This is a genomic window from Janthinobacterium sp. FT14W, from assembly GCF_009208755.1.
Taxonomy (GTDB): Bacteria; Pseudomonadota; Gammaproteobacteria; order Burkholderiales; family Burkholderiaceae_D; genus Janthinobacterium; species Janthinobacterium violaceinigrum.
Genome location: NZ_WFLL01000050.1, coordinates 20,091 through 40,508 on the forward strand (window position 1 = coordinate 20,091; position 20,418 = coordinate 40,508).

The 20,418-nt window shown below is 60.5% G+C and carries 19 protein-coding genes; 9 read left to right on the top strand and 10 right to left on the bottom strand.

All coding sequences use genetic code 11. The annotated features are described in order from the left end of the window. Both GCN74_RS24260 and GCN74_RS24265 read right to left on the bottom strand, forming a co-directional pair. A complete protein-coding gene (locus GCN74_RS24260; RefSeq protein WP_152259043.1) occupies positions 1-1,797 on the bottom strand; it encodes a GMC family oxidoreductase in 1,797 nt (598 codons plus the stop codon). Positions 1,798-1,848: 51 nt separating this feature from the next. After that, a complete protein-coding gene (locus tag GCN74_RS24265; protein ID WP_152259044.1) occupies positions 1,849-2,541 on the bottom strand; it encodes a gluconate 2-dehydrogenase subunit 3 family protein in 693 nt (230 codons plus the stop codon). Between the two features lie 231 nt (positions 2,542-2,772). Between GCN74_RS24265 and GCN74_RS24270 the strand changes: the two genes are divergently transcribed. Further along, on the top strand, positions 2,773-3,336 hold the full coding sequence (locus GCN74_RS24270; RefSeq protein ID WP_226939198.1) for a TetR/AcrR family transcriptional regulator: 564 nt from the start codon (positions 2,773-2,775) through the stop codon (positions 3,334-3,336). Between the two features lie 55 nt (positions 3,337-3,391). Continuing rightward, entirely contained in the window at positions 3,392-4,318 is a 927-nt protein-coding gene (locus GCN74_RS24275; RefSeq protein WP_152259045.1) for an aldo/keto reductase, read from the top strand. 3 nt (positions 4,319-4,321) lie between these two features. Here GCN74_RS24275 and pssA read toward each other — a convergent pair whose 3' ends face one another. Continuing rightward, a complete protein-coding gene (gene pssA / locus GCN74_RS24280; RefSeq protein ID WP_226939200.1) occupies positions 4,322-5,062 on the bottom strand; it encodes a CDP-diacylglycerol--serine O-phosphatidyltransferase in 741 nt (246 codons plus the stop codon). Positions 5,063-5,305: 243 nt separating this feature from the next. Here pssA and GCN74_RS24285 point away from each other — a divergent pair, with 243 nt between their 5' ends. Then, positions 5,306-6,259 carry a CAP domain-containing protein gene (locus GCN74_RS24285; protein ID WP_319633486.1) on the top strand — a complete coding sequence of 318 codons (954 nt, stop codon included), beginning with the start codon at positions 5,306-5,308 and terminating at the stop codon, positions 6,257-6,259. A gap of 108 nt (positions 6,260-6,367) precedes the next feature. After that, entirely contained in the window at positions 6,368-7,003 is a 636-nt protein-coding gene (locus GCN74_RS24290; RefSeq protein ID WP_152259046.1) for an Hpt domain-containing protein, read from the top strand. A 9-nt stretch (positions 7,004-7,012) separates the two neighbouring features. Here GCN74_RS24290 and GCN74_RS24295 read toward each other — a convergent pair whose 3' ends face one another. Next, a complete protein-coding gene (locus tag GCN74_RS24295) occupies positions 7,013-7,213 on the bottom strand; it encodes a hypothetical protein (protein WP_152259047.1) in 201 nt (66 codons plus the stop codon). A 179-nt stretch (positions 7,214-7,392) separates the two neighbouring features. Between GCN74_RS24295 and GCN74_RS24300 the strand changes: the two genes are divergently transcribed. Further along, positions 7,393-9,090 (top strand): M1 family metallopeptidase, encoded by a 1,698-nt coding sequence (locus tag GCN74_RS24300; RefSeq protein WP_152259048.1) that lies wholly within the window; start codon positions 7,393-7,395, stop codon positions 9,088-9,090. A gap of 23 nt (positions 9,091-9,113) precedes the next feature. On the opposite strand, the gene GCN74_RS24305 is transcribed toward GCN74_RS24300, so the two are convergent. The 6 genes from GCN74_RS24305 to rpmH all read right to left on the bottom strand — a co-directional run bounded on the left by GCN74_RS24305 (position 9,114) and on the right by rpmH (position 13,584). Further along, a complete protein-coding gene (locus tag GCN74_RS24305) occupies positions 9,114-9,413 on the bottom strand; it encodes a hypothetical protein (RefSeq protein WP_152259049.1) in 300 nt (99 codons plus the stop codon). A gap of 11 nt (positions 9,414-9,424) precedes the next feature. After that, the gene (gene mnmE, locus GCN74_RS24310) at positions 9,425-10,804 is read right to left on the bottom strand and encodes a tRNA uridine-5-carboxymethylaminomethyl(34) synthesis GTPase MnmE (protein WP_152259050.1); all 1,380 of its coding nucleotides are present in this window, start codon (positions 10,802-10,804) and stop codon (positions 9,425-9,427) included. Positions 10,805-10,989: 185 nt separating this feature from the next. After that, on the bottom strand, positions 10,990-12,720 hold the full coding sequence (gene yidC, locus GCN74_RS24315; RefSeq protein WP_152259051.1) for a membrane protein insertase YidC: 1,731 nt from the start codon (positions 12,718-12,720) through the stop codon (positions 10,990-10,992). Positions 12,721-12,731: 11 nt separating this feature from the next. Beyond that, positions 12,732-12,992 carry a membrane protein insertion efficiency factor YidD gene (gene yidD / locus GCN74_RS24320; RefSeq protein WP_034754335.1) on the bottom strand — a complete coding sequence of 87 codons (261 nt, stop codon included), beginning with the start codon at positions 12,990-12,992 and terminating at the stop codon, positions 12,732-12,734. After that, complete coding sequence (gene rnpA / locus GCN74_RS24325; protein WP_083412080.1) at positions 12,989-13,441, bottom strand: ribonuclease P protein component; 453 nt, start codon at positions 13,439-13,441, stop codon at positions 12,989-12,991. Before rnpA ends, yidD begins: the two co-directional genes overlap by 4 nt. Positions 13,442-13,449: 8 nt before the next feature. Beyond that, on the bottom strand, positions 13,450-13,584 hold the full coding sequence (rpmH, locus tag GCN74_RS24330; RefSeq protein WP_010401996.1) for a 50S ribosomal protein L34: 135 nt from the start codon (positions 13,582-13,584) through the stop codon (positions 13,450-13,452). A gap of 513 nt (positions 13,585-14,097) precedes the next feature. Here rpmH and dnaA point away from each other — a divergent pair. From dnaA to GCN74_RS24350, 4 genes are all read left to right on the top strand, one after another. Beyond that, a complete protein-coding gene (gene dnaA / locus GCN74_RS24335) occupies positions 14,098-15,492 on the top strand; it encodes a chromosomal replication initiator protein DnaA (protein WP_034754339.1) in 1,395 nt (464 codons plus the stop codon). Between the two features lie 141 nt (positions 15,493-15,633). Next, the gene (dnaN, locus tag GCN74_RS24340; protein WP_034754341.1) at positions 15,634-16,740 is read left to right on the top strand and encodes a DNA polymerase III subunit beta; all 1,107 of its coding nucleotides are present in this window, start codon (positions 15,634-15,636) and stop codon (positions 16,738-16,740) included. A gap of 82 nt (positions 16,741-16,822) precedes the next feature. Continuing rightward, a complete protein-coding gene (gyrB, locus tag GCN74_RS24345) occupies positions 16,823-19,321 on the top strand; it encodes a DNA topoisomerase (ATP-hydrolyzing) subunit B (protein ID WP_152259052.1) in 2,499 nt (832 codons plus the stop codon). A 122-nt stretch (positions 19,322-19,443) separates the two neighbouring features. After that, positions 19,444-20,082, top strand: coding sequence for an HNH endonuclease (locus GCN74_RS24350; RefSeq protein WP_152259053.1), 639 nt, complete (start codon positions 19,444-19,446; stop codon positions 20,080-20,082). The last annotated feature ends 336 nt before the right edge of the window (positions 20,083-20,418 follow it).

Genomic DNA, 20,418 nt, shown 5'->3' on the forward strand with positions numbered 1-20,418 from the left:
TCAGGCGACCAGGGGACGGGGATCTTTCAGGTATTGCTCGCGGATGGCCTTGGCCGACCAGTAGGTCAGCGCGCAAGCGAGGCCCGTCGGGTTGTAGCCGATGCCGACCGGGAACACGCTGGAGCCGACGGCAAACACGTTGTGCACGTCCCAGCTCTGCAGGTAACGGTTGACGACGCTGGTCTTGCGGTCCGCGCCCATGGCCGTGCCGCCCGCCCAGTGCGTGGTCTGGTAGTTGCGCAAGTCCAGGTGGTCGCCCACGTTCTTGACGGACACCTTGATCGATTCCGGATTCATGGCTTCGGCCACCTTCATCATCTTGTCCGTGACGAAACGGCTCATCTTGATGTCGTTTTCCTTCCAGTCGAAGGTAAAGCGCAGCAATTGCTGGCCATACTTGTCCGTGTAGGTGGGATCGAGGTCGACATAGCAGTCGCGGTAGGTCATGTTGGCGCCGTGGCAATCGAAGGACACCGTGTTCAGGTAGCTCTTCTTGACGGCCTTTTTCCAGGCCGAACCCCAGGCGGGCGTGCCGTCGGGCGTGGCGATGCCGGAAATGGGCTTGGAGCCGGCCGGGTTGCACCAGGCGGGCGAACCGCCCACAAAGCCCAGCGGGCCATGGTCGAAATTGTCACCATTCCAGTCATCGAGCGCGACGCCGGTGCCGCCGGCGCCGATGAAGGGGTTGGTGTTCGTGTCTTCCTTGAAGAAGGTCTGGATGGTGGACATCATCTGGTAGGCGATGTTGCGCCCCACCACGCCTTCATTGCTGACGGGGTCATACGGCTTGCCGATGCCCGACAGCAGGAACAGGTGCGCATTGTTGTAGGCAAAGGCGCTGGCGATGACCAGGTCGGCAGGCTGCTCGACGGCCTTGCCGTCCGCATTGATATAGGTCACGCCCGTTGCGCGCGCTTTGCCAACTTTGCTGCCGTCGAGGTTGATGCGCACCACGTTGCAGTTGGCGCGCAGCTCGAAATTCGCCACCATGCGCAGGGCCGGCATGATGTTGACGTTGGGCGAAGCCTTGGAATAATTGTAGCAGGCGTAGCCGGAACAGAAACCGCAGAAGTTGCACGGTCCCATCTGGCAGCCGTACGGGTTCGTGTAAGGGCCGGAGGCGTTCGACGACGCGTTGACAAACGGGTGGTAGCCGACGGACTTGGCCGCGCGGCGGAACAGTTCGGCCGTGTACGGCACTTTTTGCGGCGCCAGCGCGTAATTGTCGGAGCGGTCGCCCTCGAACACATTGCCGTCGCCGACGACGATGCCGTTGACCTTGTACGCCTGGCCCGAGGTGCCGAAAACTTTCTCGACGAAATCGAAGTGCGGCTCCAGCTCGGCGTAGGTCACGCCAAAGTCCTGGATCGTCATGCCTTCGGGAATGAATTTCTTGCCGTAGCGGCGTTCGTAGTGGCTGCGGATCTGCAGCTCTTCCGGCAGGACGCGCCAGTGCATGCCCGACCAGTGCAAGCCCGCGCCGCCCACGCCCGTGCCCGGTTTGAACGCGCCGATCTGGCGGTAGGGCACGGCCACGCCCGTGATGCTGTGGCGGAAGGTAAACGTGCTCTTCGACATATCCTGGAACAGCTTGCTGCGCTGGATATAGGTCAGCTCGTCGAGGGTCTTCGGATAGGCGCCGTCGGGATAGGTGTCGCGGTACTCGCCCCGTTCCAGCGCGACCACGTTCAGGCCCGCTTCCGTCAATTCCTTGGCCATGATGGCGCCGGTCCAGCCGAAGCCCACAATCACGGCGTCGACAGGCTTCATTTTCAAATCTGGTGTGATATCACTCATGATGGTTTTTCTTTTTCTTTGATCTGGTACAACAACAATGCGATGACAGGCTTAGGCGATGGAGACGGGCGGCAACGGGTATTTCTTGCCGTACTGCTCGACCCAATCCATGTAGTCGGCGCGGGCGCCAGGGAATCCCACCATCTTCCAGGCCAGCATGTCCTTGTTACCGCCATGCACGGGATCGCAAAAATATCCCTCGCGCGTGTTTTGCAACAGCTGGTTGAAGAAGACCTTGGCCGGCACTTCGCCGATGTCCAGGGTGCCCTTTTGCAATTGCGTGATGACGGCGTCGCGCTCGGCCGCATTCAACTGTACGAAAGGCTTGCCCGACTGTTTATTGACGGCTGCGTTCACGCCGGCCAGGGCGCTCTTGTACAGCTCGCGCGGCGCCATGTGGAACTGGTAACCGAACTGTTCGATCGACGGCACGAACGGTCCCTGCATGTACCACAGCGCGCCGTAGGCGTATGGCGTGTTCATCTGCAAATCGATGAATTCATGGGCGCCCGCTTCCAGCGCGCCCGGGCCTTCGCCATCGGCGGGGATCAGGCGGTCGACCAGCGCGCTCAAGGTGGCCCATTCGGTGGCGTCGAAGAAGCGGGGTTTGTAGGCAGGCTGGTCCTTGGAGACGGCCATGGCCAGGCCGCCGCCGGCGCCGGCCAGCAAGGCCACGGCCGGCGCAGCGCCGACGGCCTTGCGCAGGAAATTACGCCGATGGGGTGAAATCCCGATGATTTTCATAGGTTTTCCTCAGGCGGCACAAGCCGCCACAGTGATGGATGTGTGGATGTCAGACAGAAAATGCGGGCACGCGCCGCTGAGATTGCAGGTTTCACTAGAGATGACTGGGGTATCGGGGCGCGGCGCAACAACCTGTCGGTTAATTGACCAACATGATTGACAAGCAGTTGCTTTGCATTTACGGTGCGCATCGTACCATAATTAAAAGAAACATTCAGAGACAGGTATTACATGATTAAAAATGAGGCAGCGCCGCGCGGCCGCCCGCGCAAGGCGGGCGTGGAAGACGCGGTACTGGAAGGTATCGTCATGCTGGTGCGCGAGCATGGGCTGGACGCGGTGACGATACAGATGGTGGCCGACGCTGCCGGCGTGGGGCGCCAGACGATTTACCGGCGCTGGCCGCGGCGCGAAGACATGCTGCTCGACGCGCTCGTCAAGCGCACGGCGGAAAAACTGCAGCGCGCGCTCGACATGCCGGACGGCCAGGAAATCGAGGCGATCTGCGCGCGCATCTTCGACAACCTGAACGCGGACGGCCGCTTCACCTGCGATCTGTTGGTGCTGATCCACAACGATGCGGCCGCGCAGCTGCGCTTTCGTGAACAGATCGTCGCCCCGTGGATCACCCTGGTGGTGCAGCGCCTGCTCAACATCGGCGTGCGCGCCGACCTGGACCTGCGTTTGTTTGCCTTCATGCTGCAATCGGCGCTGGTGTACCAGATGCAACTGGGCGGCCAGCTGGACGCTGCCCTGCAGGAGCGTTGCTGCCGTTTTATCCGCAGCATGCTCTAGATTAGCTGGCTATAATCGTGGCGAGTTCTTCCACACACCACCAGAAAGCCAGCCCATGAGCCATGTATTTCCCGCCAGCCTGCAAGCGCCGCGCAGCCGTTTAAGCAGCAACGGTCCCGAACTGTCGCGCATCGTCGCCGGCATGTGGCGCATCGGCGAGTGGAATATGTCGGCGCAGCAGCGCCTGGCCTTCATCGAGCAATGCCTGGCGCTGGGCGTGTCGAGTTTCGACCATGCCGACATCTATGGCGATTACAGCGCCGAAGGCCTGTTTGGCGAAGCGCTGGCCCTGCGGCCGGGCTTGCGCGACAAGATGGAACTGGTCAGCAAGTGCGGCATCAAGCTGCTCTCGCCGCACCGTCCTGGCCATGCCATCCAGCATTACGACACGAGTGCGGCGCACATCACCAGTTCCGTGGAACACACCTTGCGGCAGTTGCACACGGACCGCCTGGACTTGCTGCTGATCCATCGCCCCGATCCGCTGATGGATTTCGACGAGATCGCCGGCGCATTCAGCCAATTGAAACAGGATGGCAAGGTGCTGCACTTTGGCGTGTCGAACTTCAGCCGCCACCAGTTCGAGTGCCTGCACCGGCGTTTCCCGCTGGTGACGAACCAGGTGGAATTTTCGCCGCTGCATGTGGCGCCCCTGTTCGACGAAACCTTCGACGGCTTGCAGGACGTGGCAGTGGCGCCGATGATCTGGTCGCCGCTGGCCGGCGGCCGCCTGTTCCAGGGTGGCGATGCGAACGTGGAGAACTTGCGCAATGTCATCAAGCAAATCGCCGACCAGCTGCAGCGCCCGTTTGCCAGCGTGGTGTTTGCGTGGATCATGCAACTGCCATGCCGCCCCTTGCCGCTGACGGGCTCGGGCCGCATCGAGGCCGTGGGCGTGGCCGTGGAAGGCACGCAATTTTCGCTCAGCCGCAGCGACTGGTTCGCCATCCTGCGCGCCGCGCGCGGGCACGAGGTTGCCTAAGATTTAATCAATCTCATCCGGGTCATTAAATACCTGCGGCAACGCAATGCCGCGCCAGCCCAGGTACCACGCCAGGTTGAGCAACAGGGTGGCGGCGATATACACGGCGAAGAACAGCGCGAAAAAGCTGGTCTTCAGCCACACCAGCAGGGCGATGGCCACGATCAGCAGCAGCAGCGCGGCCAGGCTTTTCTTTTGCTTGGAGCTGGGGAAGCGCAAGGTCGACACCATCAGGCTGCCCACGCCCACCAGCAGCAGCATCAGCAGATAGCTGTGCAGCATGGAATCGATGGGCGCCGGCCAAGCCACCACCACGGCCGCCACGCAAGCAGCACCGGCCGTGATCGGCATGCCGACAAAATACAGGGGATCGGTGCGGCCCACGTTCACATTGAAGCGCGCCAGGCGCATGGCGCCGCAGGCCACGAAGAAGAAGCTGGCCATGCCGCCAAAGCGCAGCAGCAGCGGATCGTGCACGCCCATCTGCACGAAACCGTAGCAGTACAGCAGGACGGCCGGGGCGCAGCCGAAATTCATCACGTCGGCGATGGAATCGAGCTGCACGCCGAACTGCGAGCTGGTGTTCGTCAGGCGCGCCACATAGCCGTCGAGCGCATCGAACACCCCGGCCAGCACCAGCAGCGCCGCCGCCAGCCGGTAGGCATCCGCGTCGCCCACGGCGGCGTTATCGACGGAAATAACGATGCTGGCAAAACCGCAGGCTATCGAAAGCAAAGTCACCATGCTGGGCAAGGCGTATTTGGCGCGCTGCAGGCGCGACTTGGGCAATGTGTTCAAATTTGTGGGCAATCAAAGAAATCAGGAATGAGGCAATGCAGCGGCAAACGCCGCACTATGCTCATTCTACCCTGCGCGGCAACGGCACCGTCCGCGCACGAGCGCGCAGCATATCTTTTCAGAGATGCTCTACGGCAGATCAAAATGCCTTAGAATCGTTTTACAGCCCCCCACCAGACAGGAGTCAGCTTGATTGCCTCGTTATCGCGTTGGACACACACCCTTCCCGCCCTCCTGACCGTTGCACTGCTGAGCGCCTGCGGCGGCGGCGATAGCGGCGGCAACACTGCGCTGAACAGCTCCACGGCGGCAAAACAGTTGACCGAGGAGCCGGGCGCCCCAGCCCTCAGCAACAATATCGCCACGGATGGCTTCAACTGGATCAATTACCGGCGCAGCCAGATCGGCCTGGGCCCGCTGGTGCGCAATAGCCTGATCGACAATGCGGCACTCGGCCATTCCAACTATCTGAACAGCAACAGCGTGGTGGCGCACAGTCAAATCAAGGGCAAACCCGGCTTTACGGGCGAAACCCCATTTGACCGCCTGAGCGCGTCAGGCTACGTCATCACGTCCACCTGGGGCGAAGTCATCGCGGGCATAACGAGCAACTCCGGTTTCTACATGGCGGAAAACCTGATCACGGCCGTGTATCACCGCTTCGTCATCTTCGAACCGGTGTTCAAGGAAGGCGGCGCCGGTTCTGCCGTCAACAACAGCGGCTACGCCTACTTCACCACCGACTTTGCGGGCAACAGCCGCTACGGTCCCGGTTTGCCGGCCGGACAGATCATCAGCTATCCGTTCAACGGACAGCTGAAGGTCGCCACCAGTTTCTCCAGCGATGAAGAAACGCCCGATCCCGTGCCCAACCAGGACGTGGTCGGCTACCCCATCAGCGTCCATGCGAACTTCGACGCCACCCTCGGCGTGACTGCGTTCACCGTGCGCCAGCGTGGCGCCAGTGCGGACCTGGCGGTACGCCTGCTCAGCAAGGAGACCGATGCCATGAATACATCACGCTCGGTGGCCGCCATCATCCCGCTGGCCCCCCTGCTGGCGGGCACTACCTATGACGTGAGTTTCATCGGCAAAGTCAATGGCGCGAACATCACGCGCACCTGGTCCTTCACGACACGCTAGGCGGCAGGCGGCTGCCAAACGGGCGCAGTGTCGAGGACGACTGGATGTAAAATAGCAGTTCCTGCTTTACTGCCATTGACACGTTTTGGGGCTCTGCGCACACCGGGCATGATGAAACCACACGCCACCTGCGATGATGATGCTGCCGTAGCGGCATCCGACATGGTCCGTATTCTCGATGTAGAGAACGGACTGGGCCGCATCATGGGCGACCGCCTCCTGTACCTGAAAATCCTGCGCCGCTTCCTGCATGACCACGGCACCACGCCGTGCCAGATCCGCGCCGAATTCGACGCGGGCAACTATGCCAGTGCGCGCCTGAAAGCGCATACCCTGAAAGGCGCCGCCGGCATGATCGGTGCGCGCCACGTGCACGGCCTGGCGGCAACCCTGGAGTCGGCGCTGCGCGCGCAGGCGCCCGATCTGGCCCGGCAGATGCTGCAGCTGGAACTGGCGCAGGATCAATTGCTGGGCGCGGTCAGCAGCATGCTGGGCACGCCGGAAGCCACCCATACGGCGGCGCAGGACGTGGCGCCCGATCCGGCCGCACCCGCCATCCAGCTGCTGCTGGCGCGCCTGGCCAGCCATCTGCGCGAAGGCGACGGCGCGGCCATCGACATCCTGGAAAACTCGGCCAGCCTGCTGGCCGCCAGCCTGGGCGTGCACGTCTACCAGGAAGTGGCGGCCGCTGCGCATGAGTTCGACTTTGACGGCGCACTCGCGGCGCTGCTGCGCCGCCGCTAGCCTCCAGGCTCAACGGTGGTATTGCGCCTCTTCCGCGTAAGCCATGCCGCAACTCTTGCCGCAAAAGCGGCGCACGGCGTCGAGCGGCTTGTCGCAATACCAGCACGCGCCTTTCGGCGGCAAGGTCGCGATCAATTCCGGCATGGCGGGCAATGGCCGCGCCACTGCCTCATCCTCGCATACCACGACGTCCGGCTGTTTGCTGTCCATGGCGGTTCCTTTCCTAGCGGCACTTCAAGGCCGCTCAGCAAGATTACGTCAGCGCTGTCCGGAGCCCATGACATTTCTCAACGGCGGCCACGCTTGCCCCATCCGCATACTGAAATTCCCAAACGACAACGTTGCCACTTAACACTACAATCAGTGTTCCGTTCACTTGCGCGCTTGCCATGAAACCCATTCCTCTGCTGCTCTCCTGCCTGCTGCTCAGCGCCTGCGCCACGCGCGCGCCCACGGCCTATACGCTCAACTCGGGCGCCGAACGCACGCCGGAACAATTGGCGGTGGTCTTCGAACACGCCGACCTGACCCTGCGCATCGATCCGGCCAGCCGCAGCATAGCCGGCGATGCCCGCCTGACCTTCCTGGCGACGCAGCCGATCACGCGTTTCGCGCTGGACCTGGACCGCAACCTGCCAGTCGATGCCATCGAAGTCGACGGCAAGGCGCTGCGGCCGCAGGACTATGCCAACCCGCAAGGCCAGCTCAGCATGACCTTGCCGGCCACCATCGCGGCAGGCGCGCGCACCACCATCCGCATCGTCTACCACGGCGTGCCGCACGTCGCCGTGAAAGCGCCGTGGGATGGCGGCATGGTATGGTCGAGCACGGCAGACGGCGCGCCATGGATCGCCAGCGCCGTGCAAGGCGAAGGCTGCGACCTGTTCTGGCCGTGCATCGACCATCCGATGGGCAAGGCCCAGCTGATCGACCAGCACATCCAGGTACCGGCGCCGCTGGTGGCGGCCGGCAACGGCATCGCGCTCGGCATGGACGAGGCCGACGGCTGGCGCACCTGGCACTGGCGCGCCAGGCATCCGAGCACCTATGGCATCGCCCTCAACGTGGCGCCCTACCGCAGCATGCAGGGGGAATATGTGAGCCGCTACGGCAACCGCATCCCCCTGCAATTCTGGTACCTGCCGGAGAGCGAAGCGAAGGCGGGCGCACTGTTCGCGGAGTTGCCGCCCATGCTCAATTTTTTTGAAAGCGTGATCGGCCCCTATCCGTTCGGCGACGAAAAAGTCGGCATCGCCGAAACCCCGCACAAGGGCATGGAACACCAGACCATCAATGCCTATGGCAACAAATTCGCCAAGACCAGCTACGGCTACGATGAATTGCTGCAGCATGAATTTGCCCACGAATGGTTCGGCAACCAGCTGACCAACAGCAACTGGGACGATATGTGGCTGCACGAAGGCTTCGGCACGTATATGCAACCGCTGTACATGCAGTATCTGCGGGGCGAACAGGAATATTTTGCTTCGTTGCAGCAGATGCGCGCCGGCATCGTCAACAAGGCGCCCATGGTCTCGGGCAAGCCGAGAAGCGAGGAAGAGGTCTACGACCTGAAGAAGGGCGGACCCGGCGGCGACATTTATGTGAAGGGGGCGCTGGTGCTGCATACCTTGCGCGGCCTGATCGGCGACGAGGCGTTCTTCCGCGCCGTGCGCCTGCTCGTGTACGGCACGGAACAGCCGCAGCCGGGCCAGTTCCAGCCCCGCTACGGCAGCACGCAGGAATTCATGGCCATCGTCAACAAAGTCACGGGCGGCAATTACGACTGGTTTTTCCAGGCTTATCTGTACCAGGCGGCACTGCCGGAGCTGGTGAGCGAGCGCACGGGCGACCAGCTGCGCCTGTCCTGGAAAGTGCCGGGTAATAGCGCCTTCCCCATGCCCGTCGAAGTGCGCGTGGGCCAGCGCGTGGAAACGCTGACCATGACGGGCGGTAGCGGCCAACTGGGCTTGCCGCCAGGCGCCACCGTCACCATCGACCCGCACTCACGCGTGCTGCGCCGCGCCGAGCATATCGAGGCCTTCCAGAAGTTCAAGGAAGAACAAGGCAAGGGCAAGAAGGGCTGAGCCGCCGCCAGCCAGGGCAGCAGCTATTTCCGGAAGCTGCGCACCGCGTCATTGGCATTGTCGGCAATGACTTTTTGCAACGCCGGCTGTCGCGCATACTTGGCGGACAGCCGCTTCCACTGGCGCTGCGCCTGGCCGCAGGAGCTGGCCACGGCTTGCGTGATTTCGCGCTGCCGCGCCTTGTCGTGGTCATCCCATTCGCCGGCAAAATGCTCGCACATTTGCGCCTGCTCAATGAATTGCGCCACGTCGCGCGGCAGTTTTTCCTCGGCCGTCGCCAGCAGGGGCAAACAGCACAGCACACCGGCGATCAGGATTCTCATCGCGGCCCCGCTTACTTGCCGATGCAGAAACGGCTGAAGATCACGCCCAGCAGATCGTCGGGAGAAAACTCGCCCGTGATGCTCGACAGCTGCACCTGCGCCAGGCGCAGCTCTTCCGCGAACAGGTCCAGCGACTGGTCGTCCTGCGCCGCGTGCGCGGCCGCGATATTCAAATGCTTGCCGGCCGACTTGAGCGCGATCAAATGGCGTTCGCGCGCCAGGAACAGCGATTCACCCGTCTGTTGCCAGCCGGCGATGCGCAGCAGCTCGGCGCGCAGCAAATCGATGCCGATGTGCTCGTGCGCCGACAGGTAGACGTGCGTGGCATCCGGCAAGCTGTCGACGCTGGGCTTGTGGCCCGAGAGGTCGATCTTGTTCCACACGCGCACCACGGGCACGCCTTCGGGGAAGGCGGCAACGATGGTTTCGTCGGCCAGGGTGGGGCCGTGGTCCGCATCGAGCAGGTGCAGGATGACGTCGGCCTTGCCGATTTCGCCCCAGGTGCGCTCGATGCCGATGCGCTCGACGGCGTCGATGGCGTCGCCCGCGCTGCGGATGCCGGCCGTGTCGATGATGTTGAGCGGAATGCCCTCGATCTGGATGGTTTCGCTGACCTTGTCGCGCGTGGTGCCGGCGATCGGCGTGACGATGGCCACGTCGGCGCCCGCCAGCGCGTTCAGCAGCGACGATTTGCCCACGTTCGGCTGGCCCGCCAGCACAACATTGAGACCTTCGCGCAGCAGCGCGCCCTGCGCCGCCTGTGCAAACACTTTATTCAGGGCTTCGATGACGGCTTTCAGCTGGCCGCGCGCATTCGATTTTTCCAGGAAGTCGATCTCTTCTTCCGGGAAGTCCAGGGTCGCCTCGACCAGCATGCGCAAGCCCGTCACCTGCTCCACCAGCGCGTGGATGGTGTTCGAGAACGCGCCCGACAGCGATTGCGAGGCGGACTTGGCCGCCGCTTCCGTGGAAGCGTCGATCAGATCGGCCACGGCTTCCGCCTGCGCCAGGTCCAGCTTGTCATTGAGGAAGGCGCGGCGCGTGAATTCGCCCGGTTCGGCCAGGCGCAAGCCGCTGTCCCGGCCCGCTTCCAGCACGCGCGCCAGCAGCAGCTGCAGCACCACGGGGCCGCCATGGCCCTGCAATTCCAGCACGTCTTCGCCCGTGTACGAATGGGGGCCCTTGAAATGCAGGGCGATACCCTGGTCGATGATGGCGCCGTCGCCGTCCGTAAACGGCAGGTAGGTGGCGTGGCGCGGTTTCAGCTGCTGCGCGCCGAACAGGGCCGTCATCAAGGGAGCGAGATTTTTGCCAGAGGCGCGTACCACGCCGATGCCGCCGCGCCCGGGAGCGGTGGCGATGGCGGCGATAGGGGAAGAGTCGAGTTTCATGGGGTAATTGTAGTGTATTCGGGAAGGCTGCAGGAGCCGCGATATTTTCAGCGACAGAGCGGGTGCACATGAAGGGGGAGGTCAGTGGAAAACCGGCAAAACCCACTTTTTTTGACATCGTAGCCATTGGGTACGATGTCAAAAAAAAGCCCGCGCGAGGCGGGCTTTCTGGTCGCTGGCCGGACTTATTTGACGGCTGGAGCGTATTTCTTGGTGATCACCCATTGCTGGCCGATCGACAGGACGTTGTTGACGACCCAGTAAAGTACCAGGCCCGACGGGAAGAAGAAGAACATCACCGAGAATGCCAGTGGCATGAACAGCATCATCTTCGCTTGCATCGGATCGGCCGGGGCCGGGTTCAGCTTGGTCGTGATGAACATCGAGATCGCGTACAGCACGGGCAGGATGCACCATGGGTCATGCTGGGCCAGGTCCGTGATCCAGCCGATCCATGGCGCGCCGCGGATTTCCACGGACGCGTTCAGGACCCAGTACAGCGCGATAAACACGGGCATCTGGATCAGGATCGGCAGGCAGCCGCCCAGCGGATTGATTTTTTCCGTCTTGTACAGCTCCATCGTAGCCTGGTTCATCTTTTGCGGATCGCCCTTGAAGCGTTCGCGGATGGCTTGCATCTTCGGCGTGACCAGTTTCATCTTGGCCATGCTGCGGTAGCCGGCGGCCGACAGCGGGAAGAACAGCAGCTTGATCAGGATCGTGAAGGCGATGATGGTCCAGCCCCAGTTGCCCAGCACGCTGTGGATCTGTTCCATGACCCAGAACATCGGCTTGGCGATGATGGTCAGCCAGCCGTAATCCTTGACCAGTTCCAGGCCAGGCGAAACGTTTTCCAGCAGGTGGGCGATTTGCGGACCCGAGTACAGCTTGCTGTCCATGCTGGCCGAGGCGCCAGGCGCCAGGGTAGGCAGGGGCAGCACGTTGCCGATGGCGTACAGGTTGGTGCCGACCTTCTTCGTGAAGATGTCGCGCTTGGCGTTTTCAGGCGGAACGAAGGCCGAGACGAAGAAGTGTTGTGAAATCGCAAACCAGCCGCCATTCGCCGTGGCCGGGTGCAGCGCCTTCATGGCGTTGTCGTTGCCCTTCTTCTCGTCTTCCACGGCCGCTTTTTCGATTTTCTCGAACGTCAGCTTCTGGTACTTGTCTTGCGGCGTGTACAGGGTCGGACCCGTGAAGCTGCTGTTGAAGAACGAGTCGCCGACGGGCTTGTTGCCGTCATGCGTCAGTTGCAGATACAGCTGCGGCGTGACGGGCGCAGCGCCCACGTTGGCCACGTCGTGGCGCACGTCGATGACGTAGTCGCCGCGCTTGAAGGTAAACGTCTTGGTCAGCTTGACGCCGCCTTCGACGGCTTCCATCACCAGTTGAATCTGCTTGCCATCGGCCAGGGTGCGTACGCCCGGCTGCACGGTGAAACCGCTCGCGTGCGTAGGGAAGGGACCGCCGACCAGGCCCGATTGCGCCAGGTAGGTATGGTTCGCACCTTCGTCGAACAGCACTTCGTTTTGCTTGCCGTCGTCAGGCTGGCACCATTTGAACAGGCCGAAGCAGCCGCCAAACCAGCCCGGATTGCCCGCGCCCTTGAATTTCAGCAATTCCAGACGCTTGACCTGGCCGCCCAGGGTGTCGATATCGACCTTGATGACGTCGGTGGTGATGGTAATCACTTCGCGCTTGAACGCGGCGGGATCGACGGCCTCACCCGGCAGGGCAGGCACGCCTGCCGCAGCCGACACGGCGGCCGTCTTGGCAGGGGTCGCAGGCGCCTTGGCGGTTTGTTCCGTGTTCGCGGAGAACATCGACGGCTTGCCGTTCGAGATCATCCATTCGTTCCAGAGAATTACCAGCGAGACGGAAAACACGATCCACAGGATGGTACGTTTATTGATATCCATTAGGGTATTTGTCAGGAGTGGTTGCAACCGCAAGCGGTCGTTGAAGATTGTTTACCGTCGGCCGGCGGCACCGGGTCGACGCCCCCTTCATTCCAGGGGTGGCAACGGCACAGGCGCTTGGCAGCCAGCAGGCTGCCCTTGGCAGTACCGTGCACGCGCAGCGCTTCCATCGCGTAATGCGAACAACTCGGATAGAAACGGCAATTCTGTCCCAGCATGGGGCTGATCAGCAACTGATAAGCGCGCAGCAGGAACAGCAGCAGGGTTTTCATGGCGCGGACGGTGGTGGCGCAGCAACAGAACGGGCCTGGGCGGCGATTTGCGCCGCGAACAGGCGGCTCAATTCTTCACGCAGCTCGGCTTTGAGCCGGGTCGTGGTGGCCGGGCCATCCTTGCTGTTGACGGCGCGCGACAAACGCACCACGCAGTCGACCGGCGGCAGCGCGCTGTTGCGAAACAGCTCGCGCGTGACGCGCTTGATCGTGTTGCGGGTCGCCGCGCGCGGCGCGAAACGCTTGGCCACAACGACGCCCAGCCGCGCATGCGGCAATTGATTGTGTCGGGTGTACAGCACAAAATGCGCTGTTTTTTGCGAAGGGCGCAAACGAAAAACGGATGAAAATTCATCCGTTTTAACGATACGCCGAACGCGCGCGAAGTCGTGTGAACCTTCGCGTTGATTGCCGACTGGAGTACAGCTAGCCACGCGATCAGCTGTCAACGACAAGCCTAGACGGCCAGACGTTTGCGGCCCTTTGCGCGACGTGCGTTGAGCACATCACGGCCACCACGGGTAGCCATACGAGCGCGGAAGCCGTGCGTACGCTTGCGGCGAACGACGGAAGGTTGGTAAGTACGTTTCATGTTGGTCTCGCTAAAAACAAAAAAAATGCAAAATCGGGTCTGACGTCCCGTCAGTTTTTGGTGCCAATGACAATCGCGCACTTATGCCAAGGCACAAGCTGGCCAATCTCATCGCCCGCTTAATCCACGCTTAGTCCATATTGTCGTTCCAAATGAATAAACACGGAATACGGGCGGGGAACCCTGAATTATTCAGCATATGCCCCCCTCTTGTCAAGGATTGCCGTGATCGCCAAGAAATTTGCGCGCCGGGCTCCGCCTGCCGGCAAGGCCCCGCCGCAGGCCGCGCCAGCACTGCCTGTGACGGGATAACCGGGGGATAAGTCGCCTCTTATACACACGGCGCCCCACCCCGCCACACAAAAATAACAGCCGTGCCTGTGGATAACTTTCGCAGTCGGGAGTAGAATAGCGTGTTACGTGTGGCGAGCCCTCGCGCGACGCCGGCCTTGCAACACGGTGACCGCAGGGCAGAATCGATACGCCCTCCCACACCTTTTCACATAGACATACATGGATAATTTCTGGCAGGCCTGTTCCGCGCAGTTGGAACTGGAGCTGACACCGCAACAATTCAGTGCGTGGATCAAACCGCTTATCCCTCTCGATTACGAAGAGGGCAAGCTGCGCATTGCTGCGCCCAATCGCTTCAAGCTCGATTGGGTCAAGACCCAGTTCGCCAGCCGCATCACTGCCCTGGCCATTCAGTACTTCGAAGCGCCCACGGAAGTGCAGTTCGTGCTCGACCCGCGCCTGGCCCTGCCGAAGAAACCCGTTGCCGCCAGCACCCCGGCCAGCGATCCGAATGGCGGCGCGCCCAGCGCGCGCGCCGCGGAGCCGCAGCCCAGCGTGCCGGAACTGAGCATCGGCGCCGCGCCGCGCCGCGAGCAGAGCCGCATCAACACCGACCTGACCTTCGACAGTTTCGTGACCGGCAAGGCCAACCAGCTGGCGCGCGCCGCCGCCATCCAGGTGGCCAACAACCCGGGCGTGTCGTACAACCCGCTGTTCTTCTACGGCGGCGTCGGCCTGGGCAAGACCCACTTGATCCACGCCATCGGCAACCAGGTGATGGCCGACAATCCGGGCGCAAAGATCCGCTACATTCACGCAGAACAGTACGTTCGCGACGTAGTGACCGCTTACCAGCGCAAGGGTTTCGACGACTTCAAGCACTATTACCACTCGCTCGACATGCTGTTGATCGATGATATTCAATTCTTTGGCGGCAAGAGCCGCACGCAGGAAGAGTTTTTCTATGCGTTCGAGGCATTAATTGCCGCAAAGAAACAGATCATCATCACGTCGGATACGTATCCGAAGGAAATCACGGGCATGGACGACCGTTTGATCTCGCGCTTCGACTCGGGCCTGACGGTGGCCATCGAACCGCCGGAACTGGAAATGCGCGTGGCCATTCTGCTGAAAAAAGCCAAGCAGGAAGGCGTGACCTTCTCCGACGACGTGGCGTTCTTTGTCGCCAAGCACTTGCGCTCGAACGTGCGCGAGCTGGAAGGCGCGCTGCGCAAGATCCTCGCGTACTCGCGTTTCCATGGCAAGGACATCACGATCGATATCGTCAAGGAAGCCCTGAAGGACTTGCTGTCGGTGCAGAACCGCCAGATTTCCGTGGAAAACATCCAGAAAACGGTAGCCGACTTCTTCAATATCAAGGTTGCCGACATGTATTCGAAGCGCCGCCCCGCGAATATCGCCCGGCCGCGCCAGATCGCCATGTACCTGGCCAAGGAATTGACACAGAAGAGTCTGCCGGAAATCGGCGAGCTGTTCGGCGGCCGCGACCACACCACGGTGCTGCATGCCGTGCGCAAGATCGCGCTGGACCGCACCAAGAACCCGGAATGCAACCATGAATTGCATGTGCTGGAACAAACATTGAAGGGTTAAGCGCCGCTTGGGCAAGACTGGCTCAAAACGTGCTTTACCCTTATTATCTGGGAGAGCGCCGCAGCTGGTCTGCCGGGGTTCCCCATGCAATGATTGTTAAATTACTACGTTAAACTTCATACCTATACATTGAGGATAAATATGCAATTGGTCAAAACCACCCGAGATACCCTTCTCCGGCCACTGCAGATCGTGAGCGGTATTGTCGAGCGTCGGCACACTATGCCGATTCTGGCCAATATCCTCATCCGCAAAGACGGTGAAAATGTCTCCTTCCTGTCGACCGACACCGAAGTGCAGATCACCACGCACGCGGAAATCGGCTCCGGCGCGGACGTCACGGGCACCACCGTGGCCGCGCGCAAGCTGCTGGACATTCTGCGCGCGCTGCCCGAATCGGGCGACGTCACGATGACCCTGCTGAACAAGCGCCTGACCGTGCAAACGGGCAAGTCGCGCTTCGCCCTGCAAACCCTGGCGGCGGAAGAGTTTCCAACCGTGCAACAAGCGGAAAGCTACAACGCCAGCGTCACCCTGCCCCAGAAAACCTTGAAGCACCTGTTCAACATGGTGCATTTCTCGATGGCGCAGCAAGACATCCGCTATTACCTGAACGGCTTGCTGCTGGTTCTGGATGGCAATAATGTGATCGCCGTGGCCACCGACGGCCACCGCCTGGCGTTTTGCCAGGTGGCCACCGAGCAGACGTTCGCGCGCCAGGAAGTGATTATTCCGCGCAAGACCATCATCGAACTGCAGCGTCTGCTGGAAGAAAACGATGAGCCGGTGCAACTGGACATCGCCGCCAACCAGGTGAAACTGACCTTTGCCGACATCGAGCTGATCTCGAAGCTGGTGGAAGGCAAGTTCCCCGACTACACGCGCGTGATTCCAAAAGGCTACAAGAACGACTTCACGATCGGCCGCGATGAGCTGCTGCGTTCGCTGCAACGTGCCGCCATCATGACCAGCGACAAGTTCAAGGGCGTGCGCTGCATCATCACCCCGGGCAGCATGAAGATCAGTTCGACCAATGCGGACCAGGAAGAAGCCGTCGAAGAGCTGGAAATCGACTACGGCGGCGACTCCGTCGACATCGGCTTCAACGTGACGTATCTGCTGGACGTGCTGAACAACCTGAAATGCGAATACGTCAACATCGCGCTGGGCGATTCGAACTCGTCCGCACTAATCTCCATCCCGGACAACGCAGACTTCAAGTACGTTGTCATGCCGATGCGCATTTAAGCCTTAGCCGCAGCATAAAACTGGGGTCAGACCCGACGGGTCTGACCCCAAAATCAGCAATCGTTATTTGAGAAAGCAGTCCATGTCCGAGAATCCACAAGACACCCCGATCCAGGCCAAAACGGAAGAATACGGCGCCGCCTCCATCCAGATCCTGGAAGGCCTGGAAGCCGTGCGCAAACGCCCGGGCATGTACATTGGCGACACCTCGGACGGCACCGGCTTGCACCACCTGGTATTCGAGGTGCTGGACAACTCCATCGATGAATCGCTGGCCGGCCACTGCACGGAAATCCACGTCACCATCCACAGCGACAATTCCATTTCGATCACCGACAATGGCCGCGGCGTGCCGACCGGCCTGAAAATGGACGACAAGCACGATCCGAAGCGTTCGGCGGCGGAAATCGTCATGACCGAGCTGCACGCGGGCGGCAAGTTCGACCAGAACTCGTATAAAGTATCGGGCGGCTTGCACGGCGTGGGCGTGTCCTGCGTGAATGGCCTGTCGAAATTGCTGAAACTGACCATCCGCCGCGACGGCAAGGTCCACTTCATGGAATTCGTGCGCGGCGTGCCGCAGAACCGCGAAATCGAAATGCGCGACGGCGTGGCCGTGTCCCCCATCAAGATCATCGGCGACACGGACAAGCGCGGCACGGAAGTGCACTTCTGGGCCGATGAAGAAATCTTCACGCACGTGGAATTCCACTACGAAATCCTGGCCAAGCGCATCCGCGAACTGTCCTTCCTGAACAACGGCGTCAACATCAAGCTGTCCGACCAGCGCACGGGCAAGGAAGAAGTGTTCGCCTTCGAAGGCGGCACGCGCGGCTTTGTCGAGTACATCAACAAGGCCAAGTCGGTCTTGCACCCGACCATTTTCCAGGCCACGGGCGAGCGCCTGTCGGACCAGGGCACGAACATCACGGTCGACGTGTCGATGCAGTGGAACGATGCCTACAATGAACAGGTGCTGTGCTTTACGAATAACATCCCGCAACGCGACGGCGGCACCCACCTGACGGGCCTGCGCGCGGCCATGACGCGCGTGATCAACAAATACATCGACGAGCAGGAATTCGCCAAGAAGGCGAAAGTGGAAATCAACGGCGACGACATGCGCGAAGGCCTGACCTGCGTCTTGTCGGTGAAAGTGCCGGAGCCGAAATTCTCGTCGCAGACGAAAGACAAGCTGGTGTCGTCCGAAGTGCGCGGCCCGGTCGAAGAGATCGTCGCCAAGACCCTGGCAGATTACCTGCAGGAAAAACCGAACGACGCCAAGATCATTTGCGGCAAGATCGTCGAAGCGGCGCGCGCCCGCGAAGCGGCCCGCAAGGCCCGCGATTTGACGCGCCGCAAAGGCATCATGGACGGCCTGGGCCTGTCGGCCAAGCTGGCCGACTGCCAGGAAAAAGACCCCGCCCTGTGCGAACTGTACATCGTCGAGGGTGACTCGGCAGGTGGCTCGGCAAAACAGGGGCGCGACCGCAAGTTCCAGGCGATTCTGCCGCTGCGCGGTAAAGTCTTGAACGTGGAAAAAGCCCGTTTCGAGAAAATGCTGTCGTCCGAGCAGATCACCACCCTGATCGCCACCCTTGGCACCTCGATCGGTCCGGACGAATTCAACGTCGAGAAACTGCGCTACCACCGCATCATCATCATGACCGATGCGGACGTCGACGGCGCCCACATCCGTACCCTGCTGCTGACCCTGTTCTACCGCCAGATGCCGCAACTGGTCGAGCGCGGCCACATCTACATCGCGCAACCGCCGCTGTACAAGGTGAAAGCGGGCCGCGACGAGCGCTATCTGAAAGATGACGCCGAAGAAGCGAGCTACATGATGATGGTGGCGCTGAACACGGCCGTGCTGGTGCCGCGCGAAGGCGCGGACGGCATTTCCGGCGACACCCTGACGGAACTGGTGCGCAAGTTCAACCTGTCGAACACCATCATGACGCGCCTGACGCGCGTCATCGACCGCGCCGCCCTGACGGCCATCATGACGGGCGTGCAGCTGGACCTGTCGACCCTGGACCTGGCGGAAACCTCCGCCCTGGCCCTGCAGACGGCCATCAACGACAGCGCCGTGCGCGTGCACGTGCGTTCCGACGACTTGTCGGAAAAACACAAGCTGCACATCGAGCGCATGCACCACGGTAACGTCAAAATCACGGCCATCGACGCCGACTTCGTACAAGGCCCGGACTACGCCGTGCTGAGCAGCGGCGCCGCCACCTTCGAAGGCCTGATCGGCGAAGGCGCCTTCGTGCGCCGCGGCGAAGGCGAGCGCATGAAGGAAATCGCCGTGGTCGACTTCCACCAGGCCATGCAATGGCTGCGCGACGAAGCCGAACGCACCGTCTCGAAACAGCGCTACAAAGGTCTGGGCGAAATGAACCCGGATCAACTGTGGGAAACGACGATGGACCCGACCGTACGCCGCCTGCTGAAAGTGCAGATCGAAGACGCCATTGCGGCGGACCAAATCTTCACCACCCTGATGGGCGACGACGTGGAACCACGCCGCAACTTCATCGAAAACAACGCGCTGCGCGCGGGGAATATCGACGTGTAAGCTGTCGGGTGACACAAATAGTGAAAACTGTGCCAAGTTAGTGAAAAAGGCAAACTGCTGAGGTTGGCCTTTTTCGTTTTGTATCGCAAATCGACGATTCAGCATTAGGTTAACTTATTACTATGGTCTACACGGTCAACGTCAGAGATATTGAATTTGCTTTGCAGCAACTAGGTGGCGAGGCGAGTACACGAGAAATTCAAGACAGGATTTTTTCGCACTATTGCAATGGAATCCTTCCTGAGAATTATCAAAGTGAACGAACGTTCAAACAGACAATTCAACGGAAGATGGAGGATTACTGTCCTCAGGCAGCCGGATTCGATCAATCGAAAAAAGAAGGGAAATTCCTAAGAATTGGCCATGGCCAATATCGCATCGCGCTTACTCACAATGCGAAAGAATACATTGCAATCGAAGAAGTGCTGGGCTTCGAACAATTCATAGAAGGCGCCACTAAGAAAATATTCGTTAATGCATATGAGCGTAACGCTGAAGCTAGGTCCAAATGTATTGCGTATTACGGATGCAAATGCTTCGCCTGCGGTTTTAACTTTGAGAATACCTACGGTGAAATTGGGAAAGCATTCATTCATGTTCACCATATTGTGCCGCTCTCAGACATAAAAATATCGTACGCAATTAATCCCATTCGGGACCTCCGGCCGCTATGTCCTAACTGTCATGGCATTATTCATCGAACAAAAATCCCGCTTTCTGTCGAGGCATTAAAAGCAATTGTAGATGCAAATAAGAAGTAATCTCCCTGCTTACAAGTACTCGTGCCGACGCAATCTTAAAACCACTCAAGCACGGTCAGTGTAGAAGCCGAAATCTCCATGATTTAGCTCCGCTCCCTATGGCAATATCGTTGTCAGTCTCTCAATTTTATTACTGAATTCGCAAGAAGATGGTCCGGTCAGTTAATTCAACGACTGTTGGAAAACTTCGACAAAATGTTGGTAAAGTGGTAAGCGTCGCCTCACCACCGTCTTCCCTTAATCGCCGCAGATCCCGATGATTGAATTTGGGACGCAAATTGATTGTGTCCACAAATTTATTTATGGACACAATAATTCAACCAGTCACAACCAGGG